The 16728-nt window shown below is 56.2% G+C and carries 10 protein-coding genes and 5 pseudogenes; all 15 read left to right on the top strand.

Annotated elements, in window-relative coordinates; genetic code table 11:
- The first annotated feature begins 20 nt into the window (after positions 1 to 20).
- The 15 genes and pseudogenes from VXM67_RS18870 (at position 21) to VXM67_RS18800 (ending at position 16713) form a co-directional block, all read left to right on the top strand.
- Positions 21 to 4712, top strand: a complete 4692-nt coding sequence (locus tag VXM67_RS18870) for an RHS repeat-associated core domain-containing protein (RefSeq protein ID WP_367237285.1) — start codon at positions 21 to 23, stop codon at positions 4710 to 4712.
- A 2-nt stretch (positions 4713 to 4714) separates the two neighbouring features.
- On the top strand, positions 4715 to 5455 hold the full coding sequence (locus VXM67_RS18865; RefSeq protein ID WP_367237284.1) for a hypothetical protein: 741 nt from the start codon (positions 4715 to 4717) through the stop codon (positions 5453 to 5455).
- Positions 5456 to 5909: 454 nt separating this feature from the next.
- Positions 5910 to 7217, top strand: a pseudogene (locus VXM67_RS18860) (RHS repeat-associated core domain-containing protein); the annotation flags it as partial.
- Positions 7218 to 7327: 110 nt separating this feature from the next.
- A complete protein-coding gene (locus tag VXM67_RS18855) occupies positions 7328 to 7498 on the top strand; it encodes an HNH endonuclease (protein WP_274519659.1) in 171 nt (56 codons plus the stop codon).
- Positions 7499 to 7507: 9 nt separating this feature from the next.
- Positions 7508 to 7939: a DUF4265 domain-containing protein gene (locus VXM67_RS18850; RefSeq protein ID WP_367237283.1), complete on the top strand. Its 432-nt coding sequence runs from the start codon at positions 7508 to 7510 to the stop codon at positions 7937 to 7939.
- 230 nt (positions 7940 to 8169) lie between these two features.
- A pseudogene (locus VXM67_RS18845) lies at positions 8170 to 9467 on the top strand (RHS repeat-associated core domain-containing protein); the annotation flags it as partial.
- Between the two features lie 341 nt (positions 9468 to 9808).
- On the top strand, positions 9809 to 10138 hold the full coding sequence (locus tag VXM67_RS18840; RefSeq protein WP_023381481.1) for a hypothetical protein: 330 nt from the start codon (positions 9809 to 9811) through the stop codon (positions 10136 to 10138).
- A gap of 438 nt (positions 10139 to 10576) precedes the next feature.
- A pseudogene (locus VXM67_RS18835) lies at positions 10577 to 11911 on the top strand (RHS repeat-associated core domain-containing protein); the annotation flags it as partial.
- Between the two features lie 11 nt (positions 11912 to 11922).
- Positions 11923 to 12306, top strand: a complete 384-nt coding sequence (locus VXM67_RS18830; protein ID WP_367237282.1) for an Imm10 family immunity protein — start codon at positions 11923 to 11925, stop codon at positions 12304 to 12306.
- Between the two features lie 133 nt (positions 12307 to 12439).
- Positions 12440 to 13513 (top strand): annotated as a pseudogene (locus VXM67_RS18825) (RHS repeat-associated core domain-containing protein); the annotation flags it as partial.
- Between the two features lie 8 nt (positions 13514 to 13521).
- Positions 13522 to 14121 carry a hypothetical protein gene (locus tag VXM67_RS18820; RefSeq protein WP_148299923.1) on the top strand — a complete coding sequence of 200 codons (600 nt, stop codon included), beginning with the start codon at positions 13522 to 13524 and terminating at the stop codon, positions 14119 to 14121.
- Between the two features lie 580 nt (positions 14122 to 14701).
- Positions 14702 to 15112 carry a hypothetical protein gene (locus tag VXM67_RS18815; RefSeq protein WP_023381476.1) on the top strand — a complete coding sequence of 137 codons (411 nt, stop codon included), beginning with the start codon at positions 14702 to 14704 and terminating at the stop codon, positions 15110 to 15112.
- Positions 15113 to 15304: 192 nt separating this feature from the next.
- A pseudogene (locus tag VXM67_RS18810) lies at positions 15305 to 15799 on the top strand (RHS repeat protein); the annotation flags it as partial.
- Positions 15800 to 15880: 81 nt separating this feature from the next.
- Entirely contained in the window at positions 15881 to 16288 is a 408-nt protein-coding gene (locus tag VXM67_RS18805) for a GFA family protein (RefSeq protein ID WP_023381474.1), read from the top strand.
- Between the two features lie 86 nt (positions 16289 to 16374).
- The gene (locus VXM67_RS18800) at positions 16375 to 16713 is read left to right on the top strand and encodes an FKBP-type peptidyl-prolyl cis-trans isomerase (protein WP_023381473.1); all 339 of its coding nucleotides are present in this window, start codon (positions 16375 to 16377) and stop codon (positions 16711 to 16713) included.
- Positions 16714 to 16728 lie beyond the last annotated feature (15 nt).

The following is a 16728-nucleotide window of genomic DNA, read 5'->3' as shown; positions in this document are numbered from 1 at the left end:
CTGGGCAGTGAGGTGCTGGCATGAGTGGCGAATCCAAGCAACGCGAAGCGCAAGTCGCGGTCGCCCCGCTCAACACCATCGACGCCAAGGACGTGGGCCGCGGCGCCGCCGCCTTCGACGCCTGGTTGCAGTCGGTCAGCAGCGGCTACGTCACCCTCGAACGGATCAAGACCGTGGCCGGTGCCTTGCCGGTGGTGGGCAACATCATGGCCCTGGTCGACGCCCTGGGCGATGTGGTCACCCTGGTCAAGAGCAAGCACCGCCAGGTGCTCGATTGGGTCAGCCTGGGCATCAACCTGATCGGCGTATTGCCGGCGCCGCCGACCATGGCAGCCGCCCGCATGAGCTTGCGCCCGACCTTGTTCCTGGTCCGCCAGGAGCTGCGCAACAGCGCCAAGATGCTGCTGGGCGACTCGCTGATCACGGTGCTGATGGGCCACCTCAACGCCACCATCGCCGGGACCCTCGACGACTTTGTGACCCAGGCACAGCCAAAGATCGCCGGCATTCTCAAGGACGCGGGCGATCTGGGTACCAAGGTGACTGGCGAAATTGCCACGGGCCTGGAGAAAGTCGTGCTCGGCCAACTCGACGCCCAGGGCGACAAGGCGGCGGCGAGCAAGCAGATGGCAGCCGCCAGCGACCAGTTGCTCAACGACCCCAAGGCGGCGATCAGCAACTTCTTCGGGGCGGTGCACAGCGCCTGCAAGGCGGCTGGTAAAGGCATGGCCAACAGCGCTACCAGCAAGCTGTTGCCCGATGACATCAAGAACAGCGTGCTGGCCAATACCGGGCAGCTGCGAGCGCTGGGCGGGGAAATGGCCACGCAGCTGAACAAGCTGTCCGATCCTGCGACGCAGATGAGCATCGGTTGGATGCTGACGGTGCTGGGTGGGGCGGTGGCAGGCTTCCGCAGCCGCCACAAGAACGGCCAGCCAGGGGTGGCCAAGCCGGATACCGTGACCAAGGTGGAGCGGGAGCAGAGCAAGGGTGAGCTTGCTGTCGTGGGTAAACAGGCCCCAGCCGAGCAGACCCCAAGCCCCAAGCGTCCACCGTGCCCCGCTGAACCGAAGGCCCGTACCGGCCACAGCATCAGCTTCTCGCTGGGCTCGGAATTCATTCAGCACACCGATTTCAGCTTGCCTGGCCCATTTCCCATCGAGTGGGAGCGGATCTACCACTCGCGCCTGGCCGAGTACGACCAGGGCAGCCTGGGCGCTCGTTGGGTAACCGAGTTCACCACCCGCATCGACATCGTCGGCAAAGGCGTGCTGTTCCACGACTTCGACGGCCGCAGCCACGCATTCGAGCTGCCCAAGGTCGGCAAGGCGCTGTTCAACGCCATCGAAGACTTGCTGCTGGTGCGCAGCACCGACAGCGAACTGGTGATCTGCCGTGGGTTCGTGCGCAAGGAATACTACCTGCGCGTGGGCGATCGTTATTACCTGCGCAAGATCCTGCTGGAGAACGACGCCGGCTGCATGCTGCATTACGAGCATCGCCACGAAGGCCGCCCGGTGCTGTCCGACATCATCACCTTCCAGGGTGATGCGAAGAACGTCCTACGTCACCTCGGCACCCTGATCGATGATCACGGCCATATCAAAGGCCTGTGGGAAATGCGCGATGGCCAGCCGCTTCGTCAGCTGTGCGCCTACCACTACGACGACCAAGGCGACCTGATCGCCGCCCAGGACGAGAACGGCGCCGCCTGGCATTACCAGTATCAGCACCACCTGGTTACCCGCTACACCGACCGCACCGGGCGCGGCATGAACCTGGAATGGGAGGGCAGCAGCGCCCAGGCCAAGGCCATCCATGAATGGGCCGACGACGGCAGCTACGACACGCGTCTGGCGTGGGACGAGAACATCCGCCTGACCTACGTCACCGACGCTCACGGCCAGGAGACCTGGTACTACTACGATATCCAGGGCCACCTGTATCGCATCCGCTACCCGGACGAACGCTCCGAGTGGCTGTTCCGCGATGAGCGCAAGAAGCTCCTGCGCCACGTGCACGCCGATGGCAGCGAAGACCGCTACGACTACGACGATCAAGGCAGCGTCATTCGCCATATCCGTGCCGACCACAGCAAGACGCACTTTGCCTACGACGACCGTCGTCACCCGATCAAGATCCGCGACGCAGAAGGCGGCCTGTGGCTGCGTGATTACGACCGGAAAGGCAACCTGGTCGAAACCACCGACCCGCTGGGCAACAAGACCGAATTCGCCTACACGCCTTCGGGCCTGGTGAAGGCGATCAAGGATGCCAACGGCAACGAGAAGAAGCTGGCGTACAACGCGGCGGACCAGCTGATCGAGTACACCGACTGCTCGGGCAAGACCAGTCAATGGGAGTACGACGACGTCGGTCGTCTGGTGCTGTTCACCGATGCGGCGGGCAACAAGACCACCTACGCGTACAAGGCCGGTCAGCTGGCGAAAGTCACCCACCCCGACAACACCGAAGAGCGTTTCGAACGCGATGCCGAAGGCCGCCTGTTGGCCCACGTCGACGCGCTGGACCGCTGCACCACCTGGTCCTACGACGCGGCCGGCAAACTGGTCGAACGGGTCGACGCCAACGAGCACAGCTTGCGCTACCGCTGGGACAAGCTGGGCCGCCTGATCGGGCTGGAGAACGAGAACGACAGCAAGGCCACGTTCCTGTACGACCCGGTCGGCCGCCTGCTGGAAGAAAAGGGCTTCGATGGTTTGGTCACCCGCTACCAGTACGACCCGGACAGCGGTCGACTGGCCAGCACCCAGGTCGGTCAACGCCGGATCGACATCACCTTCGATGCCGTCGGGCGTCTGGCCTCGCGCACGGCCCGCCAGGGCGACCAGCGCCAGGAAGAAACCTTTGCCTACGACGGCAACGGCAAGCTGATCCAGGCCATCAATGCCGACAGCAAGTTGCAATGGTTCCATGACGAAGCGGGCAACCTCACTCGCGAGCATCAGTACTACCTCAAGACCGCTGTGCCGATGGTCGCGGTGTGGAAGCACGAGTACGACGCGCTGAACCTGCGCACGGCGACGATTCGTCCCGATGGCCATAAGGTCAGCACGCTCACCTACGGCAGCGGTCATGTGCTGGGCATGACCCTTGACCAGCATGAGCTGCTGGCCTATGAGCGCGATGCTCTGCACCGTGAGGTGGTCCGGCACCAGGGCAACCAGCTGATGCAGACCCAGGCGTGGGACCCGGCAGGTCGCCTGCAGGAGCAATGGCTGGGTAGCCACGACGGCAAGTCCACGTTGCTCAAGCGCCAGTATCAATACGATGCCGTCGGCCAGCTGACCGACATCCACGACACCCGCCGTGGTCACCTGGCCTATCAGTACGACCCGGTGGGCCGCCTGCTGCAAGCCACCAGTCGCCTGGGTGTCGAGACCTTCGCCTTCGACCCAGCCGGCAACCTGCTGGACCAGAAGACCCAGGAACTCAACCGCCCGCTGGAAAGCGACCCGCGTCGCAACAAGCTGATGGACAACCTGCTGCGCGAGTACGCCGGCACGCATTACCAGTACGACGAACGCGGCAACCTCATCCACCGCCTGCACAACGGCGACAAGGCCCGCCTGACCTGGGACCTGTTCGACCGTCTGGTCCGCTTCGACGATGGCAAGCTCAGCGTGGCATACAGCTACGACGCCCTGGGCCGTCGCCTGCACAAACACTCGACCGCGCATCATTACGACGATCCCCGTGCGGGCAGCGGCTGGAACCAGATGCAACGCGCCAAGCGCCAGCGCGAACTGGGTTGCGGTTACACCCTGTACGGCTGGGATGGCGACAACCTCGCCTGGGAAAGCTCGCCGCCGCAGGACGAAGGGGAGACCGGGCGGACGGTGCATTACCTGTACGAACCGGACAGCTTCGTGCCCGTTGCGCAGGCGCTGCGCAAGGCACCGATTCGCCTGTTACGGCAGCCGGACTGGCGTGGACGCGAATACGACATCGACCAGGACCCGCTGTGGCAGCACGAAGTGAAACCGCAGCCGATCGATGCGATTGCCTGGTACCAGTGCGATCACCTCGGTACGCCGATGGAGCTGACCGACCACCACGGAGAGGTGGCGTGGGCGGGGCAGTACAAGGCGTGGGGTGACGTGCGCGAGGTGCGTTCGGACTGGGCCAGGCAGATTGGGATGAGCAACCCGATTCGCTTCCAGGGGCAGTACCACGATCACGAGACCGGGCTGCATTACAACCGGTATCGGTACTATGATCCGAGGGTTGGGCGGTTTGTGAGCCAGGACCCGATTAGCTACGGCGGCGGTTTAAACCTGTTTGCCTATGCGCCGAACCCTGTGGAGTGGATTGATCCTCTTGGATTAGCGAAAAAGCAGCCAGTAAGACTCGTTAATGGCTGTCCAATTATCGGTACTGGGCAGAAGACTGGTGGTGATGGTCATGCGCAACTGTCCGAAGATATTGCTCTGCAGATGGCTAAAAGTGGTGATTATGAGAAAGTTGGTGTTAACGTAGCAGTCAAGACCGTAACAGGTGTGCCAACTGATCCTATTACTCGTCCAGATGTAACCGGGCTTCGTAAAGATGGTAGGGTGGATATTGTTGAAGTACCATCTCCGACTGACCAACTGACTAGGCTTGAGGCGAAGGGAAGAATAACTCTACAAGGCCTCGGGGCTCGTGCAGGGGACTATACTGCTACTGGAAAAACTTTAAGGAAGAATTGAGTATGGATTATTACTGTTTTTTGGTGGCTCATTCTGTTTCAGATGTCAAAACAAATCTGCTGTCAGTTTACCCTGATGTAAAACGATGGATTTCTGAGCGTGGTGACGTTGAGCGATCTGGCGGCAGTGGCGGTAAGGTTGTGAAGTTTAATGAAAAAAAATATTTACAAGACTTGAGTTTGGGGAAGTTAGAAGCAATAGAGTTGTACTCTGAGCGCAAGTGGAGAAAAGGTGAGGTTAGTGAGGTGCTGAACTCTGATTTTTCCGTGGTTTTTTCTAACGGTACGGGCTTAATGCTCTCTGCTAATAAAGAAAAAATTCGATTAAGTGACCTCCTTGACTCATTTTTGATGATGGGTCATGTTGTTGAAGCATATGACTACGCCTATGCATATGTCGAGACTCACGCATATGGTACCGGGTATGCGAGAGGTATCTATATGCCTGATGAAATTCATCCACTTATGTGGGGGCGACGATCTGAGGCTGGGGCTTGGATGAAAAAACAATGGTCCAATGACACGGGCTCATATATTCGAGATATTTACCAACTGAATATGTACTCAAGCCGGAAGATTGAGGCCTTGCCGCACGATAAACGGCAGGCTCTCACCCAAGCGATGGAGCGGTATGGCGAATGCTCAGTCCAGAAAGGTTTCTCCGTGTGGGCGTTAGAAGAGGCTGAACTTGAGATGGCTCGCGAGTATCTTAAAGGTTTCAAACTACTAGCTTCTTACCTTTAATAGGAATTAGTGGGTTACGAGGCTCGCCATTGCGCCAATATCACTTTCATCTACCTCGGTAATTGGAGGGCGGCGCTTGAAGAGAATGTATCGTTCAATGAGTCACCTGCTTGCTGGATTGATCTGTTGGTGGGGTGTGTGAAATTGCTTCTGGCTGGGCGGAGCAAGTAGACAGTAAGGAATTTTCTATTTGTCTGTTAGATTGTATTCTGAATGGTCGCGTAACTGAATGTAAAGGCGCGTTTGTTAGGGGTGTGGTTATGAGAGTGAGCTTGCAGGAAAGGTAAGTAGGCTGGTTGAAAGGTCAAAAATTATGAGGGTATATGGTCTAGTGAAAAACCAGACTTGACAATCTCTAGCAACTTGAGCGTTTTGGAGAAAGCATTAGCTGGAATTAGGACAATGTAGATGTCGGTAGGACCAGCTGGATGGTCGTAGAAACCTGAGCACGGTGACCCTTCGCCCCGATGGCCATAAGGTCAGCACGCTCACCTACGGCAGCGGTCACGTGCTGGGCATGACCCTTGACCAGCATGAGCTGCTGGCCTACGAGCGCGATGCTCTGCACCGTGAGGTGGTCCGGCATCAGGGCAACCAGCTGATGCAGACCCAGGCGTGGGACTCGGCGGGTCGCCTGCAGGCGCAATGGCTGGGTAGCCACGACGGCAAGTCCACGTTGCTCAAGCGCCAGTATCAATACGATGCCGTCGGCCAGCTGACCGACATCCACGACACCCGCCGTGGTCACCTGGCCTATCAGTACGACCCGGTGGGCCGCCTGCTGCAAGCCACCAGTCGCCTGGGTGTCGAGACCTTCGCCTTCGACCCGGCCGGCAACCTGCTGGACCAGAAGACCCAGGAACTCAACCGCCCGCTGGAAAGCGACCCGCGTCGCAACAAGCTGATGGACAACCTGCTGCGCGAGTACGCCGGCACGCATTACCAGTACGACGAACGCGGCAACCTCATCCACCGCCTGCATAACGGCGACAAAGCCCGCCTGACCTGGGACCTGTTCGACCGTCTGGTCCGCTTCGACGATGGCAAGCTCAGCGTCGCGTACAGCTACGACGCCCTGGGCCGTCGCCTGCACAAACACTCGACCGCGCATCACTACGACGATCCCCGTGCGGGCAGCGGCTGGAACCAGATGCAACGCGCCAAGCGCCAGCGCGAACTGGGTTGCGGTTACACCCTCTACGGCTGGGATGGCGACAACCTCGCCTGGGAAAGCTCGCCGCCGCAGGACGAAGGCGAAACCGGGCGGACCGTGCATTACCTGTACGAACCGGACAGCTTCGTGCCCGTTGCGCAGGCGCTGCGCAAGGCACCGATTCGCCTGTTACGGCAGCCGGACTGGCGTGGACGCGAATACGACATCGACCAGGACCCGCTGTGGCAACACGAAGTGAAGCCGCAGCCGATCGATTCGATTGCCTGGTACCAGTGCGATCACCTCGGTACGCCGATGGAGCTGACCGACCACCACGGAGAGGTGGCGTGGGCGGGGCAGTACAAGGCGTGGGGTGACGTGCGCGAGGTGCGCTCGGAGTGGGCCAAGCAGGTTGGGATGAGCAACCCGATTCGCTTCCAGGGGCAGTACCACGATCATGAGACGGGGCTGCATTACAACCGGTATCGGTACTATGATCCGAGGGTTGGGCGGTTCCTAAGTCAAGATCCAATAAGCTATATGGGAGGGATAAATCTATATAGCTATGCGGATAATCCGACGGAGTGGCTTGATCCGTTGGGTCTTGCTCGAATAAGTGGACCAGGTAGTAGGCCTGGTAAAGATTTTACAAAGGCTGGGAAGAGAGTAAACAAGAAAATATTGACCGTTATGGTCACTTGACTTGCGAGAGCTGCAGCGTGCAGGCGTTCAGTGCAGTCAGGCATGAGCGGGGTGTGAGACCTCCTGACAATGAGGCACATGTTGATCACGTGATTCCTAAGGCAAAGGGCGGTTCGGGAACTCCAGAGAATGGACAGGTTCTGTGTAGGGTCTGTAATCTAGAGAAAAGTGATTCTTGTGAAATATAGGTGGTGCTAATGGAAAAGGTTTTTATTAGCTTGAATGTTGTTGATGGCTACCCCCGGGTTGGGGTTGAAAGTGTATGGGCTGAAAAAAAAGACGGAAATCTTTATAGAATAAAGAATATACCGTTCTACTCAAAGGAGGTGTGTTTTGAGGACGAGGTGAGTACCTCAAAGGGAAGTGATGGTGAGGCCGTTTTCGTTGCTGTGGTGGCTGATGAGGGTAATAGTACAATTAGGATTATATTTTTTGATGGCGATGAAAGTGTGCCAGGTTTGATCATGGCCGAGATTTCCAATATGGGCTGTTCTTGGGAAGGAATGAGTAAAAAATTTTTCTCAGTAAACGTTCCTCGGGAGGTTGATTTTGATGAGGTTGTCAAGTATTTGGAGGTAAAGAGCGAAGAAGGCTGGTTGGATTATGAGTACGGCAAGGTACGTCAATAGTATGCGCGATTTTTATATGTTTGGCGGGCTGTGCCTACTTGTTTAGGTGCGGTTTGTTTTAAGTTTAATTAAAGTTTTGATTTTTGGTTTTTGTAAAGCTTTGGTGTGAAGTCTGATGGGTGATGGATAGGTTTTAGTTCTTACGCTCCTTTCGGTCACCCATTGTAAAAATAGGTCTGTAATGGCGTGTACACTTTGTACGAGGACGGAACCGAACCTGCGCACGTCGTGGCTACAAAGTCAGCACGCTCACCTACGGCAGCGGTCACGTGCTGGGCATGACCCTTGACCAGCATGAGCTGCTGGCCTACGAGCGCGATGCTCTGCACCGTGAGGTGGTCCGGCACCAGGGCAACCAGCTGATGCAGACCCAGGCGTGGGACCCGGCGGGTCGCCTGCAGGCGCAATGGCTGGGTAGCCACGACGGCAAGTCCACGTTGCTCAAGCGCCAGTATCAATACGATGCCGTCGGCCAGCTGACCGACATCCACGACACCCGCCGTGGTCACCTGGCCTATCAGTACGACCCGGTGGGCCGCCTGCTGCAAGCCACCAGTCGCCTGGGTGTCGAGACCTTCGCCTTCGACCCGGCCGGCAACCTGCTGGACCAGAAGACCGAGGAACTCAACCGCCCGCTGGAAAGCGACCCGCGTCGCAACAAGCTGATGGACAACCTGCTGCGCGAGTACGCCGGCACGCATTACCAGTACGACGAACGCGGCAACCTCATCCACCGCCTGCACAACGGCGACGAGGCCCGCCTGACCTGGGACCTGTTCGACCGTCTGGTCCGCTTCGACGATGGCAAGCTCAGCGTGGCATACAGCTACGACGCGCTGGGCCGTCGCCTGCACAAACACTCGACCGCGCATCACTACGACGATCCCCGTGCGGGCAGCGGCTGGAACCAGATGCAACGCGCCAAGCGCCAGCGCGAACTGGGTTGCGGTTACACGCTGTACGGCTGGGATGGCGACAACCTCGCCTGGGAAAGCTCGCCACCGCAGGACGAAGGCGAGACTGGGCGGACCGTGCACTACCTGTACGAACCGGACAGCTTCGTGCCCGTTGCGCAGGCGCTGCGCAAGGCACCGATTCGCTTGTTACGGCAGCCGGACTGGCGTGGACGCGAATACGACATCGACCAGGACCCGCTGTGGCAGCACGAAGTGAAACCGCAGCCGATCGATGCGATTGCCTGGTACCAGTGCGATCACCTCGGTACGCCGATGGAGCTGACTGACCACCACGGAGAGGTGGCGTGGGCGGGGCAGTACAAGGCGTTGGGGGGAAGTGCGCGAGGAGCGTTCGGAGTGGGCCAAGCAGGTTGGGATGAGCAACCCGATTCGCTTCCAGGGGGCCGTACCACGATCATGAGACCGGGCTGCATTACAACCGGTATCGGTACTATGATCCGAGGGTCGGGCGGTTTGTGAGCCAGGATCCGATTAGCTACGTTGGTGGTTTCAACCTCTATGAGTATGTTTCGAACCCTATTGATTGGATCGATCCGTGGGGACTGAAGCGGATCAAGAATGCGATTGATGGGGATCGCCGCCATCAGGAATTCAATGCGGAAATTAAAACTCAGCATCCAAATGCGACTATTCAGAGTGAGTGTTATCTGCGGGATGCAAGCGGGAAATCTGTCAGGGATCCTGAAAGCGGTGAGCGGCGTAGGGTGGGCACGGCTGTTATTGAGAATAGGCAGGCAACGACTTATGAGGTAACAAGTTTGACTGCTGATAAATATGATCAGCAAATGAAAGAAAGTCGAATTCTCACGAGTGGTGGGACATTTATTAGAGATAGAACTACTGGGAAGCTGGTGCCGGTTGCAGGGTTGTCTCAAGTAGAAAGGAGGTTGTAATGACAAGTGACTATCCAGTTTGGGATATCGATGTGTTGATTTCGGCCTATAGGAGTGCTCCGGACTGGCAGAAAAATATTGAGCTATCGACGGAGAATCTCTTCATTTTTATGGAGCGTAATGGTCTTCTGAAATGCCGAGTTACTGATGAGGAAGGGCGGGTTGTGAAGCGTGTGATCATGAAAAGCGAGATTACTGAGGAAGGCAATAAACTTGTTGAAGGGCCTAAAAGCGCTGTAAGTCGATGGGCTAAATCAAAAGGTAGATTTAATGATCCTGGGAATATCAGTGCGCTGGAGAAAGCCTTGGCCGAAATTAGAAAGTCATAGAGGGTTCAGAGGGCGGGCTTGAACTTTGAATAATAGGTTTTTAGCTCGCCTTTCTGTGCTTTTTGGTAGGCGGTTTCAGAGGCTGAGTGCAACACCCGACTATTGAGTTAAGGATGGGCTTTCATGGTGCTTGGCTATCATTGCCGTCATCATTTCGATACGGAGACGCTGAACAATTAGCCATTTCTTACCGTCCCCATTTTTCAAGCCGGTTTTTCCAACCTACTGGCCTTACTCTGTGTTTCTTGGGCCGATTTCTACCCTGATTTTGCTGAGTTAGCGGGCCAGCCCCGCCTTTTAGACGGACTTATCCCGCCGTCCGTTGCAAATACCGCTTGGCCAGTACCAGATTGGCCAACCCAAACAGACTGAACAACTGCGCCGTATTCTTTTCCAGTCCATTACGACACCGAAGAGCGTTTCGAACGCGATGCCGAAGGCCGCCTGCTGCAAGCCACCAGTCGCCTGGGTGTCGAGACCTTCGCCTTCGACCCAGCCGGCAACCTGCTGGACCAGAAGACCCAGGAACTCAACCGCCCGCTGGAAAGCGACCCGCGTCGCAACAAGCTGATGGACAACCTGCTGCGCGAGTACGCCGGCACGCATTACCAGTACGACGAACGCGGCAACCTCATCCACCGCCTGCACAACGGCGACAAGGCCCGCCTGACCTGGGACCTGTTCGACCGTCTGGTCCGCTTCGACGATGGCAAGCTCAGCGTGGCATACAGCTACGACGCGCTGGGCCGTCGCCTGCACAAACACTCGACCGCGCATCACTACGACGATCCCCGTGCGGGCAGCGGCTGGAACCAGATGCAACGCGCCAAGCGCCAGCGCGAACTGGGTTGCGGTTACACCCTGTACGGCTGGGATGGCGACAACCTCGCCTGGGAAAGCTCGCCACCGCAGGACGAAGGCGAGACTGGGCGGACCGTGCACTACCTGTACGAACCGGACAGCTTCGTGCCCGTTGCGCAGGCGCTGCGCAAGGCACCGATTCGCTTGTTACGGCAGCCGGACTGGCGTGGACGCGAATACGACATCGACCAGGACCCGCTGTGGCAGCACGAAGTGAAACCGCAGCCGATCGATGCGATTGCCTGGTACCAGTGCGATTACCTCGGTACGCCGATGGAGCTGACCGACCACCACGGAGAGGTGGCGTGGGCGGGGCAGTACAAGGCGTGGGGTGACGTGCGCGAGGTGCGCTCGGAGTGGGCCAAGCAGGTTGGGATGAGCAACCCGATTCGCTTCCAGGGGTAGTACCACGATCATGAGACCGGGCTGCATTACAACCGGTATCGGTACTATGATCCGAGGGCTGGGCGGTTCGTGAACCAGGATCCGATCAGCTACGGCGGCGGTTTAAACCTGTATACCTATGCGCCGAACCCTGTGGAGTGGATTGATCCACTGGGGCTCAACAAATTCGGCAGTGGCAAAGGCGTTCACACTGCAGTGGTAAATGTGCATGATGCTGAAGGTCAACACAACATTGTCTCATGTGTTCTTTACAGTGGAAACATGACTGAGGAAGAAAGAGCCTTAGGATTTCCAAGAAGTTCTCTGGCCACACATACGGAGGCTAGAGCAGTAAAACAGATACCACTGCAGCAGGGGGATGTTATGGTGATTGATGGGCAGTACCCTCCATGTCCTTCGTGCAAAGGTAAAATGAACAAGGCTTCAGCAACGTCAGGAGCAATAGTCAAGTATACCTGGTCAGAAAACGGTGAAACTAAAACATGGATCGCCGGTGAAGGGCGGTAACGAGGGTGACTATGGACAAAAAGTTTTCAGCAAATACCTTTCATGCGGATCATGAGTATGATGTGTTAACGGTCGGCCTTGCAGATGATTCTGAGGATCCAGTGGACTTTATTATCCTCCAAAGATCTGATGAGGTGGATGAGCAGGATCAGGAGTTAGGGCTGGATACTTACTATGTTGAAATTGGAAACCCTGGCGTTGCAGGTTATGGGGGGGTGGACAGAGTAGAGATTTTTTCAGATAGAATAATTTTTAACTTTGTCGGCTCTTGTGATTGGGTTAAGCCTATAAAGGCAATTGAGGTGAATACTTCTGGGGTTTCAGAGGATGTGAATGACATATATAGCGCTTTGAGCAAAATCTTCCATGTGGATACGCCTCTCGTTCGTTTTTAATGACTTTTAAAATGAGACGGCGTTTGGTAATTGGAACACAGCGCTAGTTAAGCCACCAAGAGGAAAAACTGCGCTGCTCAGACTCATTATTTAACTATTTCGGGGGCTTACAGTCAGAGTTGGTGCCAGGTGCTTCGACGATGGCAAGCTCAGCGTCGCGTACAGCTACGACGCGCTGGGCCGTCGCCTGCACAAACACTCGACCGCGCATCACTACGACGATCCCCGTGCGGGCAGCGGCTGGAACCAGATGCAACGCGCCAAGCGCCAGCGCGAACTGGGTTGCGGTTACACGCTGTACGGCTGGGATGGCGACAACCTCGCCTGGGAAAGCTCGCCACCGCAGGACGAAGGCGAGACTGGGCGGACCGTGCACTACCTGTACGAACCGGACAGCTTCGTGCCCGTTGCGCAGGCGCTGCGCAAGGCACCGATTCGCCTGTTACGGCAGCCGGACTGGCGTGGACGCGAATACGACATCGACCAGGACCCGCTGTGGCAACACGAAGTGAAGCCGCAGCCGATCGATGCGATTGCCTGGTACCAGTGCGATCACCTCGGCACGCCGATGGAGCTGACCGACCACCACGCAGAGGTGGCGTGGGCGGGGCAGTACAAGGCGTGGGGTGACGTGCGCGAGGAGCGTTCGGAGTGGGCCAAGCAGGTTGGGATGAGTAACCCGATTCGCTTCCAGGGGCAGTACCACGATCATGAGACCGGGCTGCATTACAACCGGTATCGGTACTATGATCCGAGGGTTGGGCGGTTTGTTAGTCAGGATCCTATTCGTTATACCGGAGGGCTAAACCTCTTCGCGTACACGCCGAACCCAATATTTTGGGTCGACACACGAGGCCTCACTCCAACGCCGCTTAATGAACCTGGCTATATCGTTTATGGGCTTTATAAACCAGATGACGAGATGCCTTAATATATTGGACATACTAAACAAGATCCGCTTAAGCGAGAGGCTCAGCATGCTCAGTCAGGCCGGTTAGGTAATGCAGCGTTGAAACCAGTCTCAGAAGGCCTTACTTATACACAGTCGAAGGGGCAGGAGCAGTACTATCGAGAGGTTTATGATACAAAAACCGGGTTCCCAGGGAATATCATTGAACCGATTGATAAGTCTAGGCAAGACGAGCGTGGTAGATCGCATGTCGCCGAATATGAAAGAATCAAATCAAAAAATACTTGTGAGCTTTAAGGTGTAAGATGATGAAGCTTTTAAGGAATGATGTCCAAGCCGGCGATATTTTCTACATTCCAGCGATCACCCCAGCAGGTGAGGTTGGGTTTGTATTAGCTAGGTTTATCGAACATGTTGAGCATAATGCAGGGGCTTTAATAGAGGTTTTTAAAAAATTTTATCGTGAGCCGCCGAAAACTTTGGGGCAAGTGGATATGACAGAGCGTCTTTTTAGGCCAATTTTATGCTCCATGCGATTTTCTGAGATACCTAGATGGCGAATTTTGTTTAGGGATGAAGCCTATGATAGATTGGTTTCGAATTGTAGAGATATAACGCTGGAGTATCATTCTGACTTTAGGGTTGGTGGGGTGCGACACCCTAAGCCAGTAAGTGAGCATGGGTACGCAAGTTGTAGCCCTTACGAGGCCGCCACATGCTGGCGAATGCATCATATTGTGTTCAGAGTTAACGCTCATCTGGCTGGGTATTTTGGTCCGAATGACAGTTGTCGAATGAGTGAGATTCCAGAGGATATGAGAATTGGGAACGAGGTTGCGGAGCAAAAAGTTTTAGGTTTGGCCAAAGAGGTTGATGGGTTGTTTAAGAAATGGGCAAAAAAATAGCTCATCATTTGTAGGGTGCTGATTTCAATTTGCGGTCGAGGAGCTTAGCTCCTTGGCTGCATTACAAACGTTATCGCTGCCGCGAACCGAGGGATGGTAGTTGGTTTCTCAAGATCCGATTAGTTGCCCGGTTGACTTAAATCTCTCCGCCTAACGTAGCTGTTATGTGCTCGGCATGACCATTGACTAGGCTCTGTACGAAAAGCCTTGATACTCGGTGATGCTGCGTTGAAAACCGCCTCCGAATGCTCATTTGCAACCCGTAAACTCCGCTTCCTCGGCTGTTTTCGCCTTGCCTGACCTTCGTCTCAAGACTTTTCATACAGACCCTAAGCCTGCTATCGGTTACACATTGAGAGATGCGGATACTGATGAAGTAATGAAGTATGGTGAAACGATACGCGGAGAGCGGCGGTATACTCAGAAATATCTATCTGAAAACAACGTTTACATGCAGCGATAGGCGGGTGGAACAAAAAGGGAAATGCACGCCTGGCAAAATCAGAAGATTATTGCATATAAGTCGGCGCGCGGTGGGAAGAGATCGCCACTCAATAATAGTGATTATTAGAAGGCTTATATGAAATTTCATTCTTCAAGTGAGCAGGATATTTTGGTTGGTCCGGGTGCGCAGGTCGCCCGGAGGAAGGTGGCGGCTGTCATGTCTGATCTACTCGGAGACGTTACTCTTGAGTGTGGGGCGGGTACATGGAGCTATATCTCAATAATGATGCCGGATGATATTGTAGATAGCTATCCTGAAGTCAGAAAATATCATAAGCAGCGAAGCGTTATTGAAGTGCGTGTGCAGCTCCCGTTTTATGATTTCAAAGATGCAGATGATGTTGGGATGGTTGGATTTATGCTTGAGGGATTAAGTCGTTCAGTTGATCTGATGGTTGGTATAAAAAGTCTAAAAATGTCCGATTCCGACGCTGATCTTCTTAGGGGTGTCGTCGACCAGGCTAAGCATAAGCTCGGAATCGCTTAGATGTCTCAATATGGTGTCTGGCCGGCTATTTGTACAGGTCGAAGGATTAAGTCCTGATGGAGTCGGGGTTTCTAGCGCGAAACATCCAAACGCCTCAATTCACAGTGAGTGCTATTTGAGAGATGCTACTGGCCAGTACCAGATTGGCCAACTCAAACAGACTGAACAACTGCGCCGTATTCTTTTCCAGTCCACTACGACACCGAAGAGCGTTTCGAACGCGATGCCGAAGGCCGCCTGTTGACCCACGCCGACGCGCAGGACCGCTGCACCACCTGGTCCTACGACGCGGCCGGCAAACTGGTCGAACGGGTCGACGCCAACGAGCACACCTTGCGCTACCGCTGGGACAAGCTGGGCCGCCTGATCGGGCTGGAGAACGAGAACGACAGCAAGGCCACGTTCCTGTACGACCCGGTCGGCCGCCTGCTGGAAGAAAAGGGCTTCGATGGTTTGGTCACCCGCTACCAGTACGACCCGGACAGCGGTCGACTGGCCAGCACCCAGGTCGGTCAACGCCGGATCGACATCACCTTCGATGCCGTCGGGCGTCTGGCCTCGCGCACGGCCCGCCAGGGCGACCAGCGCCAGGAAGAAACCTTTGCCTACGACGGCAACGGCAAGCTGATCCAGGCCATCAATGCCGACAGCAAGCTGCAATGGTTCCATGACGAAGCGGGCAACCTCATTTGATCCGGCTCGCCGGCAATGAAGCCGGTACAGGCATCTATACTCACCTGCCCAGCCTCCGTCCAAAGGACTGCACCCATGGCCCTCGAAAAACAAGGCACGTGCCTCTGTGGTGCCACCCGCCTCAGCGTCACGGTCGATAACACCCATATCAGCGCCTGCCACTGCAGCATGTGCCGCAAGTGGACCGGAGGTCCGCTGCTGGTGGTTCACTGCAGCCAGCCACCGACATTCGAAGGACGCGCTCCTAGCGTCTACGACTCTTCTGAGTGGGCACAGCGCGGTTTCTGTGGCCAGTGCGGCACGCACCTGTACTACCGACTCAAGGCAAACGACTTTTATGCGGTGCCGGTCGGTTTGCTCGATGGCGATGAGACCTGGGATTTCGACCTGCAGATTTTCGTCGAACAGAAACCAGCCTGGTACTGTTTCGCCAATCAGACCAAGGAGCTGACCGGCGAGCAGGCCTTCGAACAGCTCGGCTGACCCGTACCGTGCAATACTCGCGAGCTTGCCAAACCACTGCATTCCTGAGAAAAGGGCGGCTTTGATTTTTACCGTTGGAGCATGCCATGAGCAGCGAACTGCAGATCATCGACCTTGAACAAGGCGACGGCAAAGCCGTGGTCAAGGGCGCATTGATCACCACCCAATATACCGGCTGGCTGGCCGACGGCAGCGAGTTCGACTCATCGTGGTCGCGTGGCAAGCCGTTTCAGTGCGTCATCGGCACCGGCCGCGTGATCAAGGGCTGGGATCAAGGCCTGATGGGCATGCGCGTTGGCGGCAAACGCAAGTTGCAAGTGCCGGCCCATCTGGGCTACGGCGAGCGTAGCGTTGGCGCGATTCCGCCGAACTCGGACCTGACGTTCGAGATCGAGTTGCTGGAAGTGCTGACGCGGGATGATTGATACCTAGGCAATCGC

It is taken from the genome of Pseudomonas sp. Rh2 (assembly GCF_040762985.1).
Taxonomy (GTDB): Bacteria; Pseudomonadota; Gammaproteobacteria; order Pseudomonadales; family Pseudomonadaceae; genus Aquipseudomonas; species Aquipseudomonas taiwanensis.
Note: the sequence above shows the minus strand (reverse complement) of the source record. Positions and strands in the feature narration are given on the sequence as shown.